General features: G+C 62.8%; 17 protein-coding genes and 2 tRNA genes. 15 read left to right on the top strand and 4 right to left on the bottom strand.

Going from position 1 to position 22,914, the window contains the following annotated elements; genetic code table 11:
- Positions 1–170 precede the first annotated feature (170 nt).
- From MOX02_RS01535 to MOX02_RS01480, 12 genes are all read left to right on the top strand, one after another.
- Positions 171–2,234 carry an N-6 DNA methylase gene (locus MOX02_RS01535; RefSeq protein WP_147023948.1) on the top strand — a complete coding sequence of 688 codons (2,064 nt, stop codon included), beginning with the start codon at positions 171–173 and terminating at the stop codon, positions 2,232–2,234.
- Positions 2,235–3,743 carry a restriction endonuclease subunit S gene (locus tag MOX02_RS01530; protein WP_147023947.1) on the top strand — a complete coding sequence of 503 codons (1,509 nt, stop codon included), beginning with the start codon at positions 2,235–2,237 and terminating at the stop codon, positions 3,741–3,743. It begins immediately after the preceding gene.
- Positions 3,740–4,927, top strand: a complete 1,188-nt coding sequence (locus tag MOX02_RS01525; protein WP_147023946.1) for a hypothetical protein — start codon at positions 3,740–3,742, stop codon at positions 4,925–4,927. Before MOX02_RS01530 ends, MOX02_RS01525 begins: the two co-directional genes overlap by 4 nt.
- Positions 4,924–5,982, top strand: a complete 1,059-nt coding sequence (locus MOX02_RS01520; RefSeq protein WP_147023945.1) for a hypothetical protein — start codon at positions 4,924–4,926, stop codon at positions 5,980–5,982. Before MOX02_RS01525 ends, MOX02_RS01520 begins: the two co-directional genes overlap by 4 nt.
- Positions 5,982–10,223 carry a hypothetical protein gene (locus tag MOX02_RS01515; RefSeq protein ID WP_147023944.1) on the top strand — a complete coding sequence of 1,414 codons (4,242 nt, stop codon included), beginning with the start codon at positions 5,982–5,984 and terminating at the stop codon, positions 10,221–10,223. The genes MOX02_RS01520 and MOX02_RS01515 overlap by 1 nt, the downstream gene beginning before the upstream one ends.
- An 86-nt stretch (positions 10,224–10,309) precedes the next feature.
- Positions 10,310–11,035, top strand: coding sequence for a hypothetical protein (locus tag MOX02_RS01510; protein WP_147023942.1), 726 nt, complete (start codon positions 10,310–10,312; stop codon positions 11,033–11,035).
- Positions 11,032–12,177 carry a hypothetical protein gene (locus MOX02_RS01505; RefSeq protein ID WP_147023940.1) on the top strand — a complete coding sequence of 382 codons (1,146 nt, stop codon included), beginning with the start codon at positions 11,032–11,034 and terminating at the stop codon, positions 12,175–12,177. The genes MOX02_RS01510 and MOX02_RS01505 overlap by 4 nt, the downstream gene beginning before the upstream one ends.
- Before the next feature lie 12 nt (positions 12,178–12,189).
- Positions 12,190–13,875, top strand: coding sequence for an ATP-binding protein (locus MOX02_RS01500; RefSeq protein ID WP_147023939.1), 1,686 nt, complete (start codon positions 12,190–12,192; stop codon positions 13,873–13,875).
- Entirely contained in the window at positions 13,868–14,443 is a 576-nt protein-coding gene (locus MOX02_RS01495; protein WP_210250363.1) for a hypothetical protein, read from the top strand. The genes MOX02_RS01500 and MOX02_RS01495 overlap by 8 nt, the downstream gene beginning before the upstream one ends.
- Positions 14,443–15,903 carry a serine/threonine-protein kinase gene (locus MOX02_RS01490; RefSeq protein ID WP_147023937.1) on the top strand — a complete coding sequence of 487 codons (1,461 nt, stop codon included), beginning with the start codon at positions 14,443–14,445 and terminating at the stop codon, positions 15,901–15,903. Before MOX02_RS01495 ends, MOX02_RS01490 begins: the two co-directional genes overlap by 1 nt.
- Before the next feature lie 148 nt (positions 15,904–16,051).
- Entirely contained in the window at positions 16,052–17,017 is a 966-nt protein-coding gene (locus MOX02_RS01485; protein ID WP_147023935.1) for a thymidylate synthase, read from the top strand.
- Positions 17,018–17,061: 44 nt separating this feature from the next.
- The gene (locus tag MOX02_RS01480; protein WP_238179224.1) at positions 17,062–17,982 is read left to right on the top strand and encodes an alpha-glutamyl/putrescinyl thymine pyrophosphorylase clade 3 protein; all 921 of its coding nucleotides are present in this window, start codon (positions 17,062–17,064) and stop codon (positions 17,980–17,982) included.
- Here MOX02_RS01480 and MOX02_RS01475 read toward each other — a convergent pair.
- From MOX02_RS01475 to MOX02_RS01465, 3 genes are all read right to left on the bottom strand, one after another.
- Entirely contained in the window at positions 17,967–19,082 is a 1,116-nt protein-coding gene (locus MOX02_RS01475; RefSeq protein ID WP_147023934.1) for an ImmA/IrrE family metallo-endopeptidase, read from the bottom strand. The genes MOX02_RS01480 and MOX02_RS01475 overlap by 16 nt on opposite strands.
- A complete protein-coding gene (locus MOX02_RS01470) occupies positions 19,075–19,404 on the bottom strand; it encodes a hypothetical protein (RefSeq protein WP_147023932.1) in 330 nt (109 codons plus the stop codon). The genes MOX02_RS01475 and MOX02_RS01470 overlap by 8 nt, the downstream gene beginning before the upstream one ends.
- A gap of 236 nt (positions 19,405–19,640) precedes the next feature.
- Positions 19,641–19,717: transfer RNA gene (locus tag MOX02_RS01465), tRNA-Arg, on the bottom strand.
- A 498-nt stretch (positions 19,718–20,215) separates the two neighbouring features.
- Here MOX02_RS01465 and MOX02_RS01460 point away from each other — a divergent pair.
- From MOX02_RS01460 to MOX02_RS01450, 3 genes are all read left to right on the top strand, one after another.
- Complete coding sequence (locus MOX02_RS01460; protein WP_174804865.1) at positions 20,216–20,653, top strand: MarR family winged helix-turn-helix transcriptional regulator; 438 nt, start codon at positions 20,216–20,218, stop codon at positions 20,651–20,653.
- A 325-nt stretch (positions 20,654–20,978) separates the two neighbouring features.
- Positions 20,979–21,437 carry an NUDIX hydrolase gene (locus tag MOX02_RS01455; protein WP_147023929.1) on the top strand — a complete coding sequence of 153 codons (459 nt, stop codon included), beginning with the start codon at positions 20,979–20,981 and terminating at the stop codon, positions 21,435–21,437.
- A 128-nt stretch (positions 21,438–21,565) separates the two neighbouring features.
- Positions 21,566–21,640: transfer RNA gene (locus MOX02_RS01450), tRNA-Thr, on the top strand.
- A gap of 95 nt (positions 21,641–21,735) precedes the next feature.
- Here MOX02_RS01450 and panB read toward each other — a convergent pair.
- Entirely contained in the window at positions 21,736–22,560 is an 825-nt protein-coding gene (panB, locus tag MOX02_RS01445; RefSeq protein WP_147023928.1) for a 3-methyl-2-oxobutanoate hydroxymethyltransferase, read from the bottom strand.
- Positions 22,561–22,914 lie beyond the last annotated feature (354 nt).

Below are 22,914 nucleotides of genomic sequence, written 5' to 3'. Positions count from 1 at the left end.
CGCTCGTTCGCCGGGAAGCCGGTGCCTGCCGGCCAGGTGCGCGCGCGGCTACCCCAACACTTCGTGACGTCTGACGAGCAGGTGCTCGCTGTCGCGAGGCACACCACTGGGCTCGAAGTCTTCGGCCCCAAACTCATTCGACCTACCCGGTAAGAGTCAGGTGAAAACGCATGGCACGCCCGAAGAAGGCCTCAACTGAGAATGCAGCAACCGGGACAACCGTCGTTTCGGAGGCAGGCAACCTCCTCAAGTCGATGGTCCACTCACTCGCGAGCGCGGGCTTCGACCAATCGCTCGAACTTAAGGCTACGGAGCCCGGCATGTCTGCCGCTGTCGTCTGGGGGCGCCACGAAGGCGTCGAGACCCCGCGCATCCTAGCGCTTGTGCTGCCAGCTGGCGCGTGGGGCCGGGCCAATGCCGACGAGGTTCAGGTGCTCTCATACTCGCTGCCGTCGCCCGAGACCGTAGCCGACCAGTATCCCCAATTCGCTATCGTTCGTGATGCCGAGGGAAAACTCGAGTCGTTCTTCGACCTGGCGTACCCGCCGCATCAGATCGATAAGCTCCCGAGCCTCAGCGAGATCGTTGACTACAAGCGCATCAAAGCCGACCCCACCTACCGATGGTCGTTGCGCATGTATGACCGCTTGATGAAGGGCTTTAACGCCCTGCACGAGCGCATTTACCAGACGCACAAAGACCGGGTGAACGGCAAGAATGACATCATCGAGGAGGTAGCGAAGCTACTTTTCCTCGAGTCGTTCCGTCTGCACCACGAGGGCGCTCTCACTTTCGACCACGAAGGCAAGAAGATTGACCTGAAGGAGGTCTTCACGTCCGCGCACGTCAAGGCAAATGGCGCGAAGGCGGTTGCTGAGATCCAATCGGCGTTCGAGCACTTCAAGGCGCACCCTGACTACGTCGTCACGGACGACGCAGGCGAGAAGCACCCCATCTTCGACAAGAACGCTCACCTTCGGCTCGCACAGCCGGGCAATTACGATGCAGTGCTCTCACTCATCCAGGACCTTGGCCAGGTCACCGACAATCAGGGCAATGTCGTGAAGAAGCAGGGCACGTTAGCCGACATCGCGGCCGACGTGCTCGGCCGCGCGTTCGACGTGTTCCTGCGCGCCAACTTCGAGTCCAAGGGCGGACTCGGCATCTACCTTACCCCCGCGCCCGTGAAACAGGCGATGCTGGCGCTTGCCTTTCACGACATCAAGGAGGGCACCGAGGATGCCGCGAGCCTTGTAGCACGGGACGGCAAGGGGCGCCCCGGGTTCCGATTCTGTGACCCGGCGTGTGGTAGCGGCGGCTTCCTTTCGGTGGCGCTCAGCCACCTGCGGCGCACGCTCGACGAGATTGGAGGCAAGGCCACGGCGACTGACGAGGCGCGCAAGAAGCTCTTCGCCGAGATGTGCGAGTACAGCTTCGTAGGCGCTGATTCGTCGCCACAGATGGTGATGCTCGCGCGCGTGAATATGGCGCTGCTCGGCGCGCCCAGGGCCCGCATATTCTATACGCAAAACTCGCTGACCAGCCCCCAGCTTGAGCCCGGCACCTTCGACCTCATTTGCACCAACCCGCCGTTCGGTACGCCGAAGTTCAACAAGGGGCAGGATGAGGCGAAGAGGGCGCACGAGGAGGCGATGGCGAGGATCCTCGCGACCTTCCGCTCGGACCTTACTCCGCGCGACGGGCGCGCCGGAGGCTTTGACTACTCGCCAACCGTGACCGGTCTCGCAATGGGCGGTTCGCCGAACAGCAAGAGAGTCTGGAAGGAGGCATCGACCAACACCGATCCGGCGGTGCTCTTCATCGACCGCTGCCTGCAGCTGCTCAAGCCGGGTGGGCGCCTGCTTATAGTCTTGCCCGACGGCGTGCTCTGCAACTCCGGCGACCGCTACGTGCGCGAGTACATCATGGGCACGAAGGACGAGGCCTCGGGCGAGTTCCACGGCGGCAAAGCCGTCGTGAAGGGTGTCATCAGCCTGCCTGCCGACGCCTTCAAGCTCTCGGGCACGGGTGCCAAGACCAGCGTGCTCTACGTGCAGAAGCGCCACGCGCGCAAGGATGACTCTGAGAAGTTCCAGGACGAGCCGCAGAGTGACGTGTTCATGGCCGTCGCCGAGACACTCGGCTATATCGTAAAGAACAACGTCGAGGACTACAGTGCAGGCGTCCAGAACGATTTGGCTGCTATTGTCGGCGCGTACGTGCGGGGGGAGTAAATGTCGGTCGACGAACGACGAGAGACTTTCCACGTTAACCGCATCGCTTCAAGCGATCTAGACGAACGGCTTCTGGCACAGGCTTACCGTCCCGACCTCGTTGCCGCAGTCCGCACGCTTGTAATGAAGGGGGCGAAGCCTCTCTCCAGTGCTCTTGATGGTCGGCTGACTCAGGGACGAACGCCCGAGTACGGCGATGATGGCGAGGCTTGCATTAAGACGAGAAATATCGTCGGGGGATTGGTTGACACCTCCCGCGTCGACCGGGTCAGCTCCAAGTTCGCATCCAACAACAGAGATAGTTGCATCAGCAATGAGACAGTGCTGATGAACCGCTCGGGCGCGGGCAGCATCGGAAGGGTTTCGATCTATCTTGGCGCAATTGGTGTCTTCACAAACGAAGAGCTTTTTAGATTTCGCGTCGTAGCGCCTCACGATCCTGCGTTCATAACTATGTTCTTCGGAACGTCACTCGGCGAGCGTGTTCTCGAACGGGGAGTGAATGGTAGCACCGGACAGCTGAAGCTCGTGCAGGAGCACGTTGAAAGTGTCCCGATTTTGCTGCCGCACCCCGCCGCGCAGCGCTACATCGGCGACAAGGTCCGGCAAGCTGAGCGGCTACGCGAGCGCGCTCGCCGTCTCGAGGCCGAGTTCTGCAACGCCGTTGCCGTTGCGCTGCCTTCGACGTCGGCGACAGCGGGCAAAACTAGCCGCGTGGAGACCAGCGAGCTTGGACGCAACCTAAACCCCGGGGCGTACACGCCGGACCGTCGTGCAGTCCGGGCCGCTATTCGGGGCGCGGGCGGCCGGTCGCTCGACACGTTTGCTGGGGTCGAGAGCCCCACGACAGACAGCTACATCCGTACCACTGCGTATCTCGGGCTTGATGCAATCGACTCGGCAACCTGTAGGCTCAAGCCCTCAACCGCCGAAGCTGAGGCAGTCGTGGGAACGGCGCGCCTTCTTCGTGAAGGTCCGGCGCTATCGCGCTTGCGCCCTTACCTCAACAAAGTCACGTACATCCCACCCTCACTCGCCGGCGGCATCGGCTCGACCGAGTTGCTCCTCGTTCGACCGAAAGCAGGTGTCAATGGCTGGTTCCTCTATGGGGTGCTGAAGCTCGAATCGAGCGTTCGCCAGCTCAACCCCGTGGCGAATGGCTCGACTCATCCCCGTGTCAATCGCGAAGACGTGCTCGATCTCCTCGTACCGTGGCGGGACGATCACGAAGCGCTCGGGGCGAAGCTTCAAACAGCGCAGACCTGTTACTTCGCGAGTTCGGCGCTGACTGCGACCGCGACGGCGCTAGTCGAGCGCCTCATCGACGGCCGAATTACCGAAGCCGACGTAGTCGTCGCCCAGAAGGCACTCGACGGCGGAGATCGAAGTGCTGACCGCGAGATCCTAATGGCGCTCCGCCGAAGTGATGCACCCGACGGCAAGCTGATCATCTCCGACATCGACATCCTCTACCCACTGCTCGACGAGTCGGAGGACAATGACGCATGACCCTCCCGGCCTTCCAGGGGCGCACGCTCGCGCGTTTGGTCGACGACGTGCAAACCCTGCTCGCACAGGGCGAAGCGCCGTCGTCGCCGCTGCGTGCTCTGGAGGTTGTGCGCGCGACGGGTTTGTGGTGCGAGCACGGGGAGCTCGCGGTCGCGAGCCCAGCGATCGTTGCGCTCGTCGACCGGCTGCCGCGCCCCGCAGAGGCATTGACCGCCGTGTTTTCGCTCGTGCCCGAGGTGCGTGAAGCGTGGCTGCGCATCGTGCGGGCGCGCCTCGCCGAGATGGGCGAGCGGCGCGACGTCGCGGCACTGACCGAAGCGGTGACGAACGCAGGCGCACTGGCTGTCGAGTTGGTTCGCGTGAAGACGCCATCGCTTATTCCAACAGCGTTCGGCGAGTTGGAGCGCGCCATCCTACCTGCTCCGGCGCACGAGGCTGCAGCTTTCCCAGTTCTGCTCCGCGCACTGGCCGCGACGACCGCGCTGCAGCCGGACACAACCGCGGCGATGCTGCCCGACATTGCGTTTGACGATCCATCAACGGCATGGCGCGAAGGCCGCCTGTTGCGCCTGCCCACGTCGACCGACGCATCGACGCCGACAGCAGTCTTGAGTGGCGCGCTGGACGGGCACATCGACGACGTCGACGCGATGCGTTGGGCGCTTCATCACCCGTGGGCCTTCCTGCTCGCGCAGATGACTTTCACCAAGGAGGCATGGGAGGCCGAGCGGGTGTCGGGTGGCATCGCCTTCGAGCTCGAACCTGCGCACGCCTCGCTGTTCCAGAGCCCACCATGCGTGGAGGTGGTCGTGAGCTTGCCGAGCGGGGAGGAGGTTCGCTGTGGCTCGCTCGGCGAGCTGACCCAGCGCATTCTAGCCCAGCTCGGCGTGACAGTGCTCGGCCATCGCGTGACGGCAAGCGCCCTGGATGATCGGCTGGCGCTCGTCATAGACGCTGTGCAACAGCACGATGTCTGGCGCTTCGAGCATGGCTCCGGCGCGCGGCGACCGGCATACACCGTTCACCCGGCGTTTTCAGACGCGTGCTATCGCGCCCTTGGCAGCCGTGCCTTCTACCGGCTCGGCTCGCCGGTAACGGCAGCGATCCGGCGCACCGCCGAGGGTTGGGCCCGCGAGCGCATCGTACGCGCTGGCACGGTTGTCGGTGAAGGAGTGGGCGCATGACGCGCACGCTTCACCTGGAACGCCCTGCCTTCTGGACTGAAAGCAGCGATCCCGAATCGTGGTTTCGCGCGCTCGACGCCGTAGCAGCTGCCGTGGACCAGGGGCCGCAGTCCGGAACACCGCGCACTGTCGCGGAGCGCTGCCTTGTTGGCATAACCGCATGGCGCGGAGCGGCCGGACTTTTCGGAGCCTTCCACCGCGGCGGCGTTGTTCGGCTGCCCGGAGTAGGTCTGATTTCGTGCGATAGCGCAGGCCAGTGGGCTCTGAACGACGAGGCACAGGTCCTCTTGCGCCATTGGAAGGAAGACCCGTTGCTCGGGCTCGAGCTCTTGGCGGCGCACCTCGTGCGCGAGAGCCCGTGGCTGCGGCTGCTACTTCTTCGCTTGCAGAGCTGCGACTGGGCTCTTGCGGGCTGGGCCAAGGTGCGCAGCCACCGTGCGGGCCTCAAGGCGGGCGTCTCGCTGCTGCTTCATGCGCAGACAGAACCCGAACGCTGGTTCGAAGGGCTTGAGTCGCGAGTGGCGGCGCGCTGGCTCGCGCGCTTGCAATGCGAGTCCCTTGGCTACACCCCCGAAGTGCTCCTTAGCAAGAAGGGTAAGGACGACCTCTCGCTCACGCCGCTTACCGCGCCGCTGCTTCTGCTCGAATCGGTGGGGTGGCTCACGCGCACCGGCGAACTTCGCCTGCCGAGCGAAGTGCAAGCGGACCTTACCGGCACATTGACGCCAGCGCAGGCGCTTACCCAGCTGAGCAGCGGACGCGCCGATGTGCGCGGCTTCGTCGCCGTCGAGCCGGTGCTTCGCGATCTACTTGCCACCTTCGGCGCGAACCCGCGCGACGTGGACTTCCCACGGTGGATGGACACGCTCATCGACCAGGCCATGCAGCACGGGGCGCTGGAGGTGCTCGCTGCCGAGCCCGGTCAGGCTAGGCATGGTCGTGGCCTACATGCAGATCCGACACGCAAGCTCGTGCGCTGGATCGTCCATCCCGAATTCAGCGACGCCTTCCAGAAAGCATGGGACGCGCTTGAGACGACACCGGAGCTGACTTGATGATCGACAAGGCGAAGCACCAGTGGGCCGCGACTGGCGTCTCGAGCTACCCGCTCACGCACCCCATCGTAGGCCAGGGACGGTTCTTCGAGGCGTTTCGGCACTTCATCCATCTCGTCGACGACGAGGCTGAGAAGTTTGCCCACGTCTTCGCGGTCATCGCGCAGTGGGGCGTCGGAAAATCTCGTCTCGGCTACGAGCTGGTGGCGCAGATCAACGACACCTCTCGCGGCTGGTGGGTACGCGGCGACGATGGCGCCCTTCAGAAGGCTCACCTCTTCCACGACGACAAGGATCGCGACCAGTACCTCGGGCTCTACATCCGCTACAGCCAAGTCGCGAACGATTATAATAACGTGGACAACTGGTTTGCCTACGGTCTTTACAAAGCGCTCTTGCCACTGGCTCGCAGTTCGTTCGACGGCTCGATCCAGGGGCAGATCGCCAAGGAGGCAAGCGATAGGCTGACCGTCGCGGGCTTCGATGCGAAGAAACTCGCCGACGCGCTTGAGGCCACGAAGAACTACTCCGACGCAACACTCTACGAGGATCCCGAGCTAGCGGCTCGGCTCTGCCAAGCCGCCTATTCCTACCTGCAGTCGCTCGGCGTCAAGTACGTACTGGTGGTGCTTGACGAGCTCGAGACGGCCGCCGAAGCAGCGACGTTTGGGCTCGACTCGACCGATATCAAGCACCTCGACGGTCGCGCTATCAAACTGATGGGCAAGGCCATCAAGGAGGAGGATCCGCGCCGCAAGCTCCCGTGGCTTCGCTATGTGGCCCTCTGCTCGCCGGCCATCGGCGACGAGTTGCGGGAAATCCAGTCAACCGCGCGCCGCTTCGAGCTCACTGAGCTATCGTCGAACGCGTTCTCCGACGTGAGCGACTTCGTGCAAACGCTGGAGAGCGACGAGCGACTAGCCGAGTCGTACCCGCAAGGCCTGGTCGAGGCGGCCTACGCCATGAGCGCTGGCAACTTTGGCTGGTTCAACGTCGTCATGGCCAGCATCGACGAGCGTCTGCGCGATAAGCGCGCGCGCGGCGAAACGGACGCGCCGACAGTTGGAGCGATCTTCGACGAACTGGTGCGTGTGTCGGACCGTGTGCAGCGGCACGTGCTCGATCACCATGCGCTCGACATGCTGAAGGTCGACAAGGCGCAGCTCGCACACGCGCGCAACCTTCTGTATGGACAGCTGCCGGTATCCTTCGACAGCTACGCGCCCGAAACGCGCATCGCGCTGCTCACCGCGAAGAACGAGTACGACGAGCCCATCGCCACTCTGTTCCGTCGCGTCGAATGGGACGAACTCGACGCCGCTGAGGCGCTGCGTGTTTCCAAGTTCACGCGCGACCGCAGTATGTGGCGTCTGGGCGGCGTCGATCAGCCCCTCGATCTGCGACAACTGCTGTCCAACCTCGGCACCTACGCTATCCACGAGACGAAGGGGCGCCGTCGCAACGACGGGAAGCACACACTGGTGGTCCCGCTACGCCAATCCGATTTCGTTCACCTTGTATCGCTCCTGTATCCGCACGCCGCTGCTGAAGACGCCGCCCGTGCGCTGTGGCGCCACTTCCTTGGCGACGACCTCGCGCCGGATACCTCGACGCACGTAGGCCCCAGCGTCGAGATGATTGAGCGCCTCGACCTGCGCCACCGTAAACAAGGGCAATCATCGCTCATCTTCCGCGACCCCGACCAAAACACCGCGCACGAGAAGGCGCTGTCTATGATGCGCACGCAGTCCGAGCGTGAGCATGCCCAACAGGTGCTCGTGGGTGCGATGCGCGTCATTGACCAGCACTGGGCCTACGACGCTGCACACGCTGGAATCCGCGACGACTCGCTACGGGTCATCGCCACGTTGCCGGTCACGAAGGGCAAGCAGTTGGGTGGGCTCGTGACGTATGACGGGCTCAAACTGCATCCGAGGGGGCGCGTGCTCTTCGCTTGGGTGAAGAACGACGAGGAGCTGGAGCGCCTCTGCGAGGCAGCGAGCGTTCAGTTCAGCGAGCAGGGTCGCACACCTGTCGTCGCATTCACGTCGTCGCGCGCACTCGTCGACCGAATGAGCAATCCGTCGAGTGCTACGCTCAAGGGCGCCAAGAGCTACCTCTTGCTCTATCAACTCACCTCGACCGAGGAGCACATCCTTCACCAGATCGGTTTGCCCACAAAGGCTTGCGTCGACTTCCGCCTCGACGGCCACGGCTTCACCACAGCCTTTAACAACCGTCTGCAGAGCCTCCTTCGTCCGTTCAACGAGGAGGTCGGACGCTTTCGCCGGGAACTCAACGAGCTTGGTCGGATTGCGTGGCCGCTCCGATCTTCGGGCAAGCTGAAGGAGACAGAGCAGGACCTGCTCATCCAGGCGTGGCGCATCCTCGCCATTGAGAAGCCTGCGCCGGCCACGCTTGCGCACCTTGATGAGAAGTCACGCGTCGACATTGATGCGCTGAAGACATTGCTTGCCAAGCTTGGCGTTACCCTGAAGGCCCGCGCGGCGGGCTACACCGATAGCGAGCGCGCGGGTCTCTTCTCACGCGTCGATGACTCTGCTGAGGCGCAGTTCCCACCATTCCTTGTCAGTACAATTGACCGTGTGCTGGACTACGATTGGAATTTCGCACTTGCCGAGAAAGAGTGGTTTTGGGGCTACACGTGGGAAGGCGTGAAGCCCAAGGACACTTACTTCGAGTGGATGTCCATCTTGTGCGAACTGGGCTTCGCGAAGCCGCAGCCCGGGGCGAATACCAACGACGTCTACACCCCGATCACGCGCGCCGAGCTGCGGGGCGCGATCCAGGAGGCCCATAACTGGCTCAAGAATGACTACGCACAGCTTGTCTCAGAGATGGGAGAGATGTTCGGAAGTGGGCGAGTGAAAGATCTTTTCGCGCCTGAAGGAACTACTGTAGCGCCTGGAACAAAAACACTTACAGCCCGCAAGAAGCTCACTGAGAGCACCTCCGACCTCGACGCACTCGACAGGACAGAGACGAAGACGGCGACAGTCGATAACTATCGCATCGCTGCTCAGAGGCGTCTGCGCATCCTCGGCACTGTCGATTGGGTCTACCGGCGCGATGAATTCCTGGCGATTCAGCAGGACGCTAATGTCAAGACGCTTGACTTCGAGTCCGACGCTGTTCCGCTCTGGCAGCGTATCCGTCGCGCGTCGCTGTTCGTCGATTTCGTGCGGCGCACGGAGACTCGCATTCGTTCGAGAACAATGTCGATGGCGGACGAGATGCGCCTCGACGTAAAATCCCTGCAGGGCTTCCCCATCGCGCTGTTCACTCTTTCTCTCGAGAAGATCGGTCACATTCTGGACGGAGCGCTCGCGACAGCCGCGATGCCGGGCGCGACCGAGTTGGTGCAGGCCAACCAGCCAGGCACGCTCCGGCAGAATCTGCGTGACCTGAAGGTCGCCGACGCGACGGCGCAGCTCGAGAAACTCGCACACGAGGTAGGGATCGATCTAGCGACCTGGGTCGAGCTGCCACTCGTGCAATGTGACGGCCAGATTACCGGCACGTTCCGCGAGCTCAAGTCGGTTTACGAGAAGCTGCAGGCTGATTTCCTCAGCGCCAATGAGCGCATCTCCAAACTTGATACTGTGCTGAAGGGAGAACCGACTGATTTCCGTTATCCAAAGAGCGCACTGACGCTCGACAAGCTCCGGGGGCGCCTAGCATTCATCAAAAGCACGCTGAATGATGTCAAAGGAGAGGAGGTCGATCGGCTTCGCTCAGAGTTCGATGGTCCGGCTCAGTTAGGTAATTTTCAGCCCCTCATGTCACGCGCACGCGGCCTACTTGACGAGCCGCGCAACTCGCTCTCAAATCTTCTTGGGAACGTGATTACGATTGAGAACGCCATCGCCGAATATCGCAGGCGGCTCGTCGAGAGTGCAGAGCTTCAGAAGGTCCATCGGGGGCTCGAAGCACTCGCCCAGGCGACTGGAGCTGCATCGCCGAATCCCCTCTCGCTGAAGGAGGTGGAGGACGTGGGCGCGCTTGCTATGGCGCAGAAGCTCGAGCGCGCTCGCGTCCAGGAGAGCGCTGTTGAGGGGGGAAAGCTGCTCGGCGACGCCGGCATTAGCTTCGAACGCTGGTGCGCCATCGTGGGCGCTCTCGACGCTGGCCATGATCCGGCACTCGAGCCGCAGGAGGCCGAAGCTCTCGTGAAGCGAAACCTCGTGCAGCGCACATATCGGCTCAGGTTGAAGTTATGACTGTCCCTGTGCTCCTGCATGGCACTCTTGCCGCTCACCGCCGAGGAAAGATCCTGCGAGAGGCTATCGCAGCTCAGGAAGCATCGGTGCTCCCCGACGGCCGCGGCGTGCTCGTGGCGTTCGCTGATGCATTTCAAGAAGCCGACGCAAGTGAGCAATCACGCCTCGTCGAGTGGACGCGCGCGCCGGGGCACATGCTACTGCTCGTGCCTCCGTTCGCCCCTGGTATGTGCGAGCTCCCCGTGCCGTGGTGTGCCGAACGACTGGAGAGCGCGCCTCGAGGCGGTGAGGGGCTCGGCACGGTGCTCGCCTCTGAGGTCACGCACAGGCTCGAAGGCAAGCTGCAGACGCCCTCGGTGCCGGGTGCCACCTGGAGCGACCTCAGTGTGTGTGTGGGTACGTACCGCCTCCACCCAGCCGCGGGACTGTTTGCTGTGACCTGCCTTCCGTTGTGGTCATTGGCAGCGCTGGATGTGCCGGACAAGTTGGAATGCTGGATTGAGAGCTTGGTCCAGCTGGCGGGAGAAGAAAAGCCAACCGGTATTGTCACTCATAGCCCGCTATCTCCTGACCACTACGGGCTGCTCGTCTTCCTTCTCAGCAAGCCATTCTCTGACGAGGAGCAGGCCATCGCTGCACTGCGCTCCTCGTCCGTCTTCCAGTACTCGTCTGAGCGGGGGCGGGATCTATTGAGCGAGCTGCAGCTTCGAGGCCTAGTTGCAGGCGCTGTGCCAACGAGCGAGGCAACTGGGCTTGTGATGCAAAGCCCTTATGCGTCCTACGTCATCGGGCTTCGCGAGGCGTCCCTATGAAGACCAACCGAACCCTGGCGCAGACGCTTGCCGTGCAGACGCAGGTACACCTGCCGGGCACTATTGGGCGGTTGCTCAAACAGATCCGCGATCTCGAGCGCGTCGCGCCACTTTTCGTCAAGGCAGGTCTCGTACGTGCTGTCGAACGCCCGAACCCGATCGACACCAGAGCATCGGGCATCGCCACTCACGCCTCCACGACGAGGACAATCGGCGGGTTTCTATACGCAGCTGCGGCAGCACGATGCGATCTGCTCGTCGAGCACAATGCCGTCTCGACCGCGGGCCAAGACAGCGCGTGCGAGATCGACGACATTAACTACGAGAACCAGTCGAAGCGCCTCGCGCTGTCTGCAATGCGGCAGGCTTACGAGCTTGCTGAACGCGCGGTCGCTGAAGAACGCTCACGACTGATCTTCCTCGATACTCCGCTGGTCATGGACCGAGGCATGGTCCCGCCCTCCGATCGCTCCAGCGACAAGGGTTACCAGGCGGCCTACAGAGCTACGCACGATATCATTGAGACGTTCTGGGCTCGGTATCGCGCGCGGCTCTTCCCGTGGAATCCGAGCGGTCCCGTCATTATCGGTCTCGCCTCACAGCGTTTCGGCGCCATCGTTCAGTCGGCGCAGCAAGACCTGCGGCTCCAGGCTGGCCGCAGCCAGATTTTGCCGACCGAGAGGATCGACAGAGACCAGTTCGCTGCGCTCGAGGGGGCGCGCGAGGCGATCCTGGGTGTCGGCGAGCGGCGTTTCGTGCATGGCATTCTCGGCAGCTTCACGAGGACGGCGGCCTTTCGCATGAATGTGCATGCCCCGCGTATGGAGCCCGGCCCCGTCGTTGACCTCGGAATCATCGGTCTTCACTTCCGCGCTGGGCAGACGACGGAGCCGCGCCTGATGCAGCTTGTTGGCGACGCACCCGACTGGACTAGCGAGTCGATCAACGAGGTCGTTGGGCTAACGATGGCCCTCACCGCAGTTGGCGGTACCGCCTCGGCCCCGCTGCCTGTCCAGTTGGCCGAACGCGAGCTGGGCGCCCTCAGTCCGTTCCTCGAACACTACGGCCGAAGCGTCGCAAGTGAGCTCAAGCGGCGCGAGATCGAGAGCATCTGGCTCTCGAATTTTGACCTCGCGACGTAAGGAGCACGATTGATGACGACCCACATCCTTGGCCGACTCGTCGGTAACACTGGCGATCCAACAAACCTTTCCATGGTGCTCAACTCGTCCTTCGCCGGAAGGCGCGGTGAGTTCGTGCGCGTGCGGCATCGCGAGCAGGAAGATGCGGCGCAGACCGACGTACTCGCGCGCATCGTGAGCATCAGCCGCAGCAACGTCCTCTACAACTCGGGGCTCGGGCAGGCCGTGACAGAGTTAGAGCTGCTGCCCGGTGCGCATGTCACGGGCGAGCAGATCCTCGGCAAGCTCGAAGCGATCGGCTACAAAGACCCGGACAGCGGGCAGATCAAGATGCCGCGCCGTGCTCTCGACCCCGGTTCGCCGGTCGAGCCTGTAGACTTCCAGTTCCTCAGCGCATTCTACGAGTTTCAGGAGCACTCCAGCCTGCACATCGGCAACCTCGTCGGCTACGAACGGGGCGCCTCGGCCGTGCCCGTATACCTCGAGGTGAACCGCTTGGTGACAGAGCACCTCGCCGTCCTTGCGATGACCGGATCGGGCAAGTCGTACACCGTGGGCCGTATCATTGAGCGGCTCGTCGCCATTAACAATGGTACCGTCGTCGTCTTCGACCCGCACGGTGAATACGGCCGCGCACTTGCAGGTGCGCAGCTCCATTTCAACGATCGGACCGATGAACTCGACGATCAGCGCGACCGGGTGGCACTGCCTGCAATCCGCGACGCGTTCAAACGGCTGCGCGAGGCCGGCGCGGGCATCTCGGTCTACAGCCCACAGAACCCGTCATTCCGGCAGAAGTACGCGGGCGCCAACCAAGAGCTGGCGCTGCAATTCGATCGCTTCGAGATGGACGACATCAGCGAGATCCTGCCGGGGCTCACGGAGCCGCAGCAGCGCGTGCTTGACGTGGCTATCCGCTACTGGGTCTCTCAAGAGCGTACTATGCCGCGAGATATCAACCGGCTGCGCCATTATCTCGGCGACGGGATCGATGACGTCCGTCAGTGGGACGAACTTAGCCCGGCCGAGGCGACGGCCCTGAATGGTCGGAGCGCGGCGGTCGCGTCGATGAAGCTCTCGCGCGTGCTTCAGGAAGCGCAGAGCTTTTATCACTCAGGCCTTCCGGCAGCGACGGACATCTACGAGATGATCGGCAGACCGACGGACCGCAAGGGCCGCCTCGTGATTGTCGACCTACAGGGCCTCAGCGACACGGCGAAGCAAGTCATTACGGCGCTCATCTCGAGCGAGATTCTTCGGGTGGCTTCGAGCAAGACTGACCGCATCCGCCCCTCCTTCCTTGTCTACGAAGAGGCACACAACTTCGCGCCGGCGGGCGAGTCCGCAGTAAGCCATCGGATCATCAAGAAAATCGCTGGCGAGGGACGAAAATTTGGCGTTGGCTTCGCGGTTGTGAGCCAGCGCCCGTCAAAGCTTGATCCCGACGTTACCTCGCAGTGCAACACTCTGATCGCAATGCGCCTGAAGAATCCGGACGACCAGCGATTTATCGCGAAGACCTCTGACATGGTGAGCGCAGCAGACCTCGATCAGCTTCCTGGGCTGTCGACTGGCGAGGCGCTCATTTGCGGACGCTCGATCCCCGCGCCGCTTCTCGTCCGTGTCGGCACGAAGGCATTGGTCCACGGCGGCGAGTCGCCGGAGGTGCTGAACATCTGGGGGAGGTTTGGTGGTTGAGCTCAATGTCGCGGAGAGTCGACTGACCATTGAAGCTGCGACCTCTCATCTGCCGATGTGGACCGAATGGGGCGTGCACGATGCCGGCCACCTCGTTCACAGCCTCGGCTGCACCTTCCTAACCGCTGTAGGCCGCGATCTCGGATTCGCGTCAGTTTCTGAGGTGCCGGCACCGCGCGAACGCGCGCTCGCTCACGTCGAAGAGGATGTACGATCTGACTCCGTGTGGTTCGACCGCCAAACGCGCCTTGTGTCGCTGCTGGCAGAGTTCGAGCGCTACTCGGGCAAGCAGAAGGATCTCAGTCCAAAGGTCGAGACCCTGCTTCTCGCGCAGCAGAGGTGGGGCTGTGAGAGCGCGACGCTGCTCTTGGCCTACTGGAGCGTCGGGATCGTGACGCTGCCCGACCATGACAACCTGCGTAACATTGTGCGAGGCGGTTTTCGTGCCGCGGGAGGCGTACGCGTTCCGGGAAACCCGGTCGCGCGGCTCCTCTTCTACCAGTTCGTTGTTCGTGTCGGACAGGATGGACGGCTGCGGCTCGAGCACATTCTTCGGCGAGGCCACTGATGACGAGCAAGTTCTTCGTCCCACGCGCCGACCGTCGCCTCGGCGGACGCTACGAGCTGATCGAGTGTCTCGGCGACGGCTCTTACGGCTGGGTGTGGCGGGCCCAGCGCCTCACTGACGGTGCCATCGTTGCGGTGAAGATCCCAAAGGCACAAGGAAAGCGAAACGAGGAGTTGGCTGAAGGCTCCCCGCTCATAGAGCAGTTGCCGCACCCATGCGTGGTCGACGTTTACTGGATGGGCCGCGTACCCCCAGAGCGAGAGTGGTACGTGATCGAGATGGAGTACTTCCCCTCCATCACACTAGCCCAGCTGCTCGACAAGGGCGAGGAAGGCTTTGTGGCGAGCTACGACAAGCTGCTCGGTGTCTTCGAGCAGGTACTTGAGGGATGTGCTCACCTGCATCGCCTGGGCATGTCCCACGGCGACATCAAGCCACAGAACATTCTCGTCTCCGCTGACCGCGCGAAGCTTACCGACTTCGGTTCGAGCGTCCTGCCCGAGGACATGTACGCGCGCACGAGAGAAAACGGGGGCACCATCCTGTACTCCGCGCCAGAGAGTGTAGGAGCGACGATGTTGTCGAAAAATCGAACCTCCGGCTTCCTGTGCGACGTCTACAGCCTCGGCGTACTGCTCTACCATCTCGTAACAGCGCGGCTACCGCACGACACGTTGAGCCAGGTCGCTCGTCATGTTCCCTTCCCGCGTGCACGCGAGGTCAACTCGTCGGTGTCGCAGCCGCTCGACGATTACATTGATCGCTGCCTGAAGCTTGCGCCGGAGGAACGATGGCCCAACATCGACGCTATGCTGGACGCGTTTCGCGCGGTGAGGCGCGCCCAGCTTCAGTTCACTCCAACGCGCATGCTGGCCATACCCCAGGCATTGCGGGAGGATTGGTCCACACAGGCCGTGCGCCTGGTCGAAGCAGGAGACTACCGCGACGCGGAGCTCGTCGCGCGCGCAGAGTTTGAGTCCACGAGAGATGCCCAGGCCTTCCTTCTCATGGTTCAGGCGTCGTACCAGGAGGGCCGGTACTTCGATTGCATTCGCGACCTCGAGGCACGCCCTGATGTCGTGGACTCACCGACTTCCACAGGAGCCGAGCTGCGGCGCCTGGCGCTCTCGACCTATTTGGAAGTCGGCCAGGTGGATCGTGCCCGGGTCTTTGTGGCGCGATGCCTGGCCGAAACGCCCGACGCGCCGGATCTGCTCCTGAAGCATGCGTCGATCCTCGCCCTCGATGCGAAGTACGAGGACGCCGCCGAGCAGCTCATGGATCTAAACCGAAGGATACCGGGAAAACCTGCGATCCTCCGGCGCCTCGTCGCCGTGTTCGAGCAGCTCCGCGATACCGGTAAGGCCGCGGCTTTCCTGCGCGCCTATCAAAAGGCGGCACCCGACGACCCATGGGCAGCCTCGAAGGCCGAGCACTTCCGCGCATTAGGGCTTGCTTGAGGCCGCCAAGTTGACAACTTGCTGGGCAACCTCATCGATACTCGGAGCATATACCTGACCCGGCGGCCCGGCCAACAAGCACGCCACATACTGTGCTGGATACCACAACGTTGTTTTTGGTCCGATTCTGCAGGGGTTCAGTGCGCAGATGCGTTTCTCGAGTAACATCCTCGACGACCTTCTGCGAAAGGTCTATCCAAAGCTTCTCGCCAGCAAGACTCTCATTAAGCCTTCACGGGGCGATGCCCTCGAGTTGGCAGGCGTCTTACTTGAACTAAAAAATCCACGGGCCCGTATCAGTCGGAGCGAAACGCGCGGACGACCATTCAGCTGTTTGGGTGAGCTATGCTGGTATCTCTCAGGGAGCGATAGCCTCGACTTTATCCGCCACTATGTGCCAGCCTATGAGGAAGAGACGGAGGACGGAAGCACAGTTCACGGCGCATACGGCCCAAGGATATTCAACCAGAGAGGTCACAACCAACTTAAAAATGTGGTCGATTTGCTCACAGAGCACCCAGATTCTCGACGTGCCGTAATCCAGTTATTTAATGCCGAGGATATTTCACGTAGACACAAAGAAATTCCATGTACCTGCACGCTGCAGTTTCTGGTACGCGACCGGTGCCTCCATCTATTTGTCACAATGCGCTCAAACGATGCTCACAAGGGCTTGGCTCACGATGTGTTTTGCTTCACGATGATTCAAGAAATTGTGGCCGTTACTTTAGGGTGCAAACTCGGGACATATAAGCATTTCGCCGGCAGCTTGCATCTTTACGAGGAAGATTGGTCGGCCGCTCGGCAGTACCTTACCGAGGGCATTCAATCGACGGTTTCCATGCCATCCATGCCCGCAGGAGACCCTTGGTCTTCGCTTTCGAAGCTGCTGAAGCTGGAAGCAGGTATTCGCAACGGAACGGCTTTACAGCCAGATTGGTGGGATATCGATTCGTACTGGGCTGACCTCGCGCGTCTGCTACAAATCTTTGCAGCCACTGGCGACAAGTCTAATATTGACGCTATCGAATCAAAGATGGCTTTTGACCGTTATACACCTTACATCCGAGCTCGGAAGACGATGAAGCGCCGTTCCACGCGGCGGCCAACTTAGTTTTCCATCCTTTCCTTTCGCTTCTCATCCCGTGGGTGCTCTGCGTGTGGCCGAAATACGAAAAAATCGCGAAACGGTTAAAGACCGCCCTCCAAGAATTTTCAGCAACGGAGCATCCGCTTCCAGGGATCGCTGCCGCAGCAGCAGCGGAAACACTAGCCCTGCAGATGGTGGCGAGCCTGCGGCGCCTCGACTACACCCAGCACCTGCGAAAGCGGCATATCAGCCCGGATCGCGCTGATCCCTCAAGTCCGCTCTTCGATCCCGAGCGGGGCTCAATGTACCTTGCCAGCCAAGGGCAGTTCGATGAGGCGTTTTGGCTCCTCTTTCTTTCTGCCCACTTCGGCAAGCACCGGAAGCACGGTTGGCTCCGGGTGAAGGAGGTCTACTCCGGATTGGGATCAGGACAGTGGACCTGGGCCCGTATCAGCAAAGATCCCGGATCCTTCCGAATTTGGCTGACGGCGCACGCGCACAAGATCGGTGGAGGTTTCAGCAACCATCGCAAGTATGAGAGCCTTCGGGCAGACTCGAAGAAGGGAACCGCGTCGGTTATCGAGAGCTACGTCGAGTGGGTCGGGCCTCATCGATCGCATGCAAAGATGGTTAGGGATCTGGTTCAGGCCGGTGGAAATGACCCTCATAGCATCTTCGATCATTTCTACAGATCGATGAAGGTCTTGCGCTTCGGACGGCTCGGAAAATTCGACTTTTTGGCCTTGGTTGGTCGGCTTGATCTCGCCCCGATTGAGCCAGGCTCGGCGTACCTCATCGGAGCAACGGGGCCATTAAAGGGAGCACGGCTTCTCTTCGGCGGCACGCCGGATGCAAATATCTCTGAGAAGGTTCTCGAAGAGCGGCTTCGTGCTCTTGATGCCAAGCTAAAAGTTGGCATGCAAGTGATGGAAGACTCGCTGTGCAACTGGCAGAAGAGTCCGAAGAAGTTTATTCACTTTTTGGGATGATCTAAGGCTCTTTCGATCTGTTCCCAAGTGTACCTTCTCTTCAGCCAGGAGAACTGCTTGTAGTCTAACATCCCCATTTTCTGGAGCTGACCCACAACAATTCCAGGCGCTATGCTGAGCGAAACTGCAAAGCGCATGATCTCCTCGGAGCGCGCTCGAAGGTCCGCCATCGCTTCGGTGCGCTCTGGGGGGATCAGCACGCCTGCAGAGAACGCGTCAGCCTCAGTCTCCTTCTCCGTATTTTCGGACTCATCACCGTCCACATACGTATGCTCGGGGCCGTGCAGCAGGAGATGGCCAGCCTCGTGAAAGAACGTGAACCAAAAATGGTCATCCGATAGGTGGCGAAAGCTCAGAATTATCATTGCCTTGTCAGGGCTAATGAAGCGCGTCGCTCCGCTGGCTCGACATCCTGATGGAGCTCGGACGATCACCACCGCGACCCCGGCTCGAGCGCAGATAGATTGAAGCCGCGGAAGGAAGTAGGCCGGCTCCTTGGCCCTGGTAAGCTTCCTGACGGCTTCTAGGCTGGAGCGAAATGTATCCGCGTCCCAGCGAGCGCAGGGCACCATAGCTGCCTGCAACTCGCCCTGACGGAGCCAAGCGGCGACGGCACCCAGCTTTGACTCGTACGCTGGTGAGGTTCGGAAGGAGAACGAGTTGCCGAAAGACGTATAGCGTTCGTACCACTCCTGCGGGCTGACCACGTCGAAGAACGATAACGTGGTCTTGGTCGCTTCGTGAGTGTCGGCCGGCTTCTTGATCCAGCCTGCGTCGGCCATGTTCTTGAGCGGAATTGCCTTCAGCCAAGCTTTAATCTCATCGCGTGGCGCGGAAGTGGCCGCCGTCTCGAGCATTCGTTCGAATTGCGATTGGCGTGCCTTCCAAAACGAAACCGACCCTCCGACACTCGCCGCCAGAAGCGCTGCAATGTCTTCGTCGATCGCTGCAGTCCCGGCTAGAAGGCCATGAACCAACGACGTGTCGCATCCCATCCGCTCCGCAACCATCCCTGCCGACAGCGCGCGGCGCGCCATCAGGGCAGACAGCGTATCGCCGGGCTTCGAAAACCAGTCAGCTTGGAAAGCTGCGTCAGCCATGGACGGGCTCGATTCCGGTGATTCTGATGCGAGACACGTTAGCCCAGTCAGTAGCGCCACACGGCAATTTCGGTGTTTTGACGTGGGAAGCGCAGAAGATGATGTCGTAGCCGGCCTGCAGGCGAATGGAACGCTCGGTCGGCGTACGATCGAGGATTTCCCCTGGAAAGAGAGTGGACAGCATTTCGACGTCGTCGGACGCAACCAGATCGGCGAGACGCTGTTCCAGTTCACGCGCGGCAGCCTGACCGATCGCCGCTGTCGCGGCCCGCCGGCGTTCGCAGATGCTGCGCAGCTCAAACGTCTCGAAGGCGAGTTCCAACTGCTCAGAGCCCGGCTCGCCGCCCGGATTGGCGCAAGAGACCGCTACCGGCGCTCAGGCGGCCAAGAGGCCGACCGAGAACGTCATTCCGCGTCCGGATCACGTCGGGCAGGCTCCGAGTTCACAGGATTGTGACCGGCACCTGCCAAGCTAGCCCGGTGCTTACGGATGCTTACAACCGCACAAATTCCGTAAGCAAGGAATTTCAGCAGACTCTGCTAAGTTATTGAAAAAATTGGCGCGCCCGAAAGGATTCGAACCTCTGACCCCCAGATTCGTAGTCTGGTGCTCTATCCAGCTGAGCTACGGGCGCGCTGCGGGCGGGGCTGCGTGCGCTGCCCGGCCGATGAGGGGGGTGTTTAGTGGCTCGTCCGGACCTTGGCAAGCCCCTGCCGGAGCCTTCCGCGCGGCTTCGGATCGGTTCGTCTCGCGCTCACATGACCGAAGAGGTTCGCCCCTCGAAACGGGTCCCCGACGCCGTGCACGACGGGTGTCGCGGCACGGTGATCGAGCGGCTCCGCGGGTCTGCCGGGACAGGTTTCCCGCACCGGCACCGCCGTCAGCGCACCGGTCCGGTGCCGCTTGAACAAAATCTAGGCTCCCCGGCGGGCGCGGAGCACTGGAAATTTGAGACAGGGCCCGCATTATCTCTCAGGCCCTGTGGAAGAATCCTGCCGGTAGCTGGCCCCGCCAAGCCAGGTATCATGGTATGCAGGGCGGCCCGGCCGGAGCGCACCGACGCCTCCGTGCCGTGCCGGCGTGGGCGAACGGCATGGTGTGAATGGTGAACGCGCCGAAGGACAATGCGGGCATGCTCTGGGACTCGCTCCTGCTCGACAACCAGCTCTGCTACGCGCTCTACGCGGCCGCGCACCGCATGACGAAATCCTATCGCCCGCTCCTCGACCGGCTCGGCCTGACCTACCCGCAGTACCTGGTGCTGCTCGTCCTCTGGGAGACCGAGGGGGTCACGGTGTCAGAGATCGGGCGGCGCCTGCGGCTCGATTCCGGGACGCTCACGCCCGTCCTGAAGCGGCTGGAGGTTGCGGGCCTCCTGGTTCGCAACCGGCGCCAGAGCGACGAGCGCGAGGTCGAGATCGGCCTGACGCCCCGCGGACGCTCGCTCCGGGCCGAGGCGGTGCACGTGCGCCAGTCCGTGATGTGCCAGCTGAACCTCACGGAGCCTGAGATCCAGGCGATGCGGGCGGATCTCAATCACCTGATCGAGAACCTGTCGGCGAACGGCTGAGAGCCGGAAGCGCGGCGGCGGTGGCGGGCAGAGCAGGGCGCGGGGCCGCGCGCGACGATCGTCCCGAAAATTCGCTTTGCCGGTTAACTTTCTTCTTGAGAGGCTCCGGCCGGAGCGCATATGGCGACGGGAGAACGGTGACCGGCTTCGCCCCGGCCGCGCGTGACGGTTCGTGCCGGGCCGGTCGCCGAGGTTCCGGCAGCGTTCCCCATCCGAGTTGCGAGGAGGCCCCGATCATCCCGACGCCGTCGAATGTGCCGAGAGGAAGGACGCCGCATCCGCCGGGATCCGGCTCCGTCGGCGCGTGGCTGGCTGCGTACCCGCGATGATGTCGTATCCGGGGGAATCCGAGCGCACCACTCAGCGCCAGATCGGCGCGCTCCCGTTCCGCAAGGGGGCGGACGGCAGCTTCTCGGTGCTGCTCGTGACCTCGCGGGAGAGCCGGCGCTGGGTCATCCCGAAGGGTTGGCCGATGAAGGGCCGGAAGCCCTTCGAGGCCGCGGCGCGGGAGGCCTACGAGGAAGCCGGCGTGATCGGGCATATCGGGAAGCGGCCGCTCGGCTTCTTCATCTACGAGAAGCGCCTGAAGAACCGCGACTTCGTTCTCTGCCAGGTCAAGGTCTTCCCGCTCGAGGTGCGCAAGCAGCTCAAGCGCTGGCCCGAGCAGAACGAGCGCGAGCAGCGCTGGTTCACTCCTCCGGACGCGGCGGACGCCGTCGCCGAGGCGGGCCTCGCCGCCATCATCCGCGCGGCCCTCAAGCGTGACGACTTCAAGCCCGGTTGAGGCATTCCCGCCCGCATGCACGAAGATCGCGTCACTCCGGCGCCCGGCCGATTGCCAAGCCGCCCACGATCCGCTAATGCCCCTCCCGGTCGGACGGGGACGCGCCAGCGCGATCCTCCGAACCGCTCGCTGCGGTAGCTCAGTGGTAGAGCACCTCATTGGTAATGAGGAGGTCGAGAGTTCAATCCTCTCTCGCAGCACCAGCCCGACCACGGCGCCTACACTCTCGTGAAGATCCGTCGCCGCGCCGCGGACGCGTGCCCCCGCGAGGGTTGATCCCGGTCGCCTCCGGTATGGCTCAGCGCGGCGGGTAGGTATGCTCCTCGGCGGGGAAGCGGCCGCTGCGGACCTCCTCCGCGTAGGCTTCTACCGCCGCCTCGATGTGGGCGCGCAGCGAGCCGAACGCCTTCACGAATTTCGGCGCGCGGTCGCTCAAGCCCAGCATGTCCTCGAGGACCAGGATCTGGCCGTCGCACTGGGCCGAGGCGCCGATGCCGATCGTGGCGGCGGTGACGGCGCCCGAGGCGGCGATCGCGCGCGCCACCGGCTCGACGATGCCCTCCATCACGATCGCGAAGGCGCCCGCATCGCTGATGGCGCGGGCATCCTCCAGGAGGCGCGCCTCGTCGCCCGGGGCGCGGCCCTGCACGCGGAAGCCCCCCATCGTGTTCACGGACTGGGGGGTGAGCCCGATATGGCCCATCACCGGGACGCCGCGCCGGGTCAGGAAGGCCACCGTCTCGGCGAAATGCGCGCCGCCCTCCAGCTTGATCGCGCCGGCGCCCGTCTCCTTCAGCACCCGTGCCGCGCTGTGGAAGGCCTGTTCGGGGCTCGCCTCGTAGGAACCGAACGGCATGTCGACGACGACGAGCGCCTTCGTGGTCCCGCGCATCACCGCCTGCGCCTGCAGGATCATCATCTCGAGGGTCACCGGCAGCGTCGATTCCAGCCCGTGCATGACCATGCCGAGGGAATCGCCCACGAGGATCACGTCGCAGTGCCGGTCGAGGATGCTGGCGGTGTGGGCGTGGTAGGCGGTCAGCGCGATGATCTTGCGCCCGTCGGCCTTGAACCTGGCAAGGTCGACGGCGCGCACGCGCCGGGACTGCACGACCTGGGACATCGACTCGAACCCTCGTTCACGCGCGGCGGAGGTGCCGGCGGCCTCCGGCCCCGCGTCGGCAGGCCGTCATCGACGGCCGCCCGCGCCCCCTCGCGACGGCTTATACCCCGCGCGCGCCCGGAAATCTTGCCGGCGCGCGCGAGAACGGTGCGCAGGGTGACAGACCGCGCAGGGGATCAAGCGATGAGATGGCGCAGGGGCGGAAATGCCGCCCGGGAGGGCCTGCGGCATTCGTTGCGGCGACGGCGTTTGGCCTGTCGTCCCGCGGCCCTTTCCGGGCGTTTCCTCCCTAGACGTCGGGCCGCTCCCGGGCGTTGCCTTTTTTCTGCCACAACCGAGGCAGTGTCAATCGAA

It is taken from the genome of Methylobacterium oxalidis, assembly GCF_007992195.1.
GTDB lineage: Bacteria > Pseudomonadota > Alphaproteobacteria > Rhizobiales > Beijerinckiaceae > Methylobacterium > Methylobacterium oxalidis.
This window is presented reverse-complemented; position numbering and strand designations above follow the sequence as displayed.

Coding starts and splice junctions, on each gene's coding strand:
- MOX02_RS01500 (WP_147023939.1), top strand. CDS start 12,190: ATGACGACCCACATCCTTGGCCGACTCGTCGGTAACACTGGCGATCCA.
- MOX02_RS01520 (WP_147023945.1), top strand. CDS start 4,924: ATGACGCGCACGCTTCACCTGGAACGCCCTGCCTTCTGGACTGAAAGC.
- MOX02_RS01455 (WP_147023929.1), top strand. CDS start 20,979: ATGATGTCGTATCCGGGGGAATCCGAGCGCACCACTCAGCGCCAGATC.
- MOX02_RS01490 (WP_147023937.1), top strand. CDS start 14,443: ATGACGAGCAAGTTCTTCGTCCCACGCGCCGACCGTCGCCTCGGCGGA.
- MOX02_RS01505 (WP_147023940.1), top strand. CDS start 11,032: ATGAAGACCAACCGAACCCTGGCGCAGACGCTTGCCGTGCAGACGCAG.
- MOX02_RS01535 (WP_147023948.1), top strand. CDS start 171: ATGGCACGCCCGAAGAAGGCCTCAACTGAGAATGCAGCAACCGGGACA.
- MOX02_RS01515 (WP_147023944.1), top strand. CDS start 5,982: ATGATCGACAAGGCGAAGCACCAGTGGGCCGCGACTGGCGTCTCGAGC.
- MOX02_RS01460 (WP_174804865.1), top strand. CDS start 20,216: ATGCTCTGGGACTCGCTCCTGCTCGACAACCAGCTCTGCTACGCGCTC.
- MOX02_RS01530 (WP_147023947.1), top strand. CDS start 2,235: ATGTCGGTCGACGAACGACGAGAGACTTTCCACGTTAACCGCATCGCT.
- MOX02_RS01485 (WP_147023935.1), top strand. CDS start 16,052: ATGCGTTTCTCGAGTAACATCCTCGACGACCTTCTGCGAAAGGTCTAT.
- panB (WP_147023928.1), bottom strand. CDS start 22,560: ATGTCCCAGGTCGTGCAGTCCCGGCGCGTGCGCGCCGTCGACCTTGCC.
- MOX02_RS01525 (WP_147023946.1), top strand. CDS start 3,740: ATGACCCTCCCGGCCTTCCAGGGGCGCACGCTCGCGCGTTTGGTCGAC.
- MOX02_RS01475 (WP_147023934.1), bottom strand. CDS start 19,082: ATGGCTGACGCAGCTTTCCAAGCTGACTGGTTTTCGAAGCCCGGCGAT.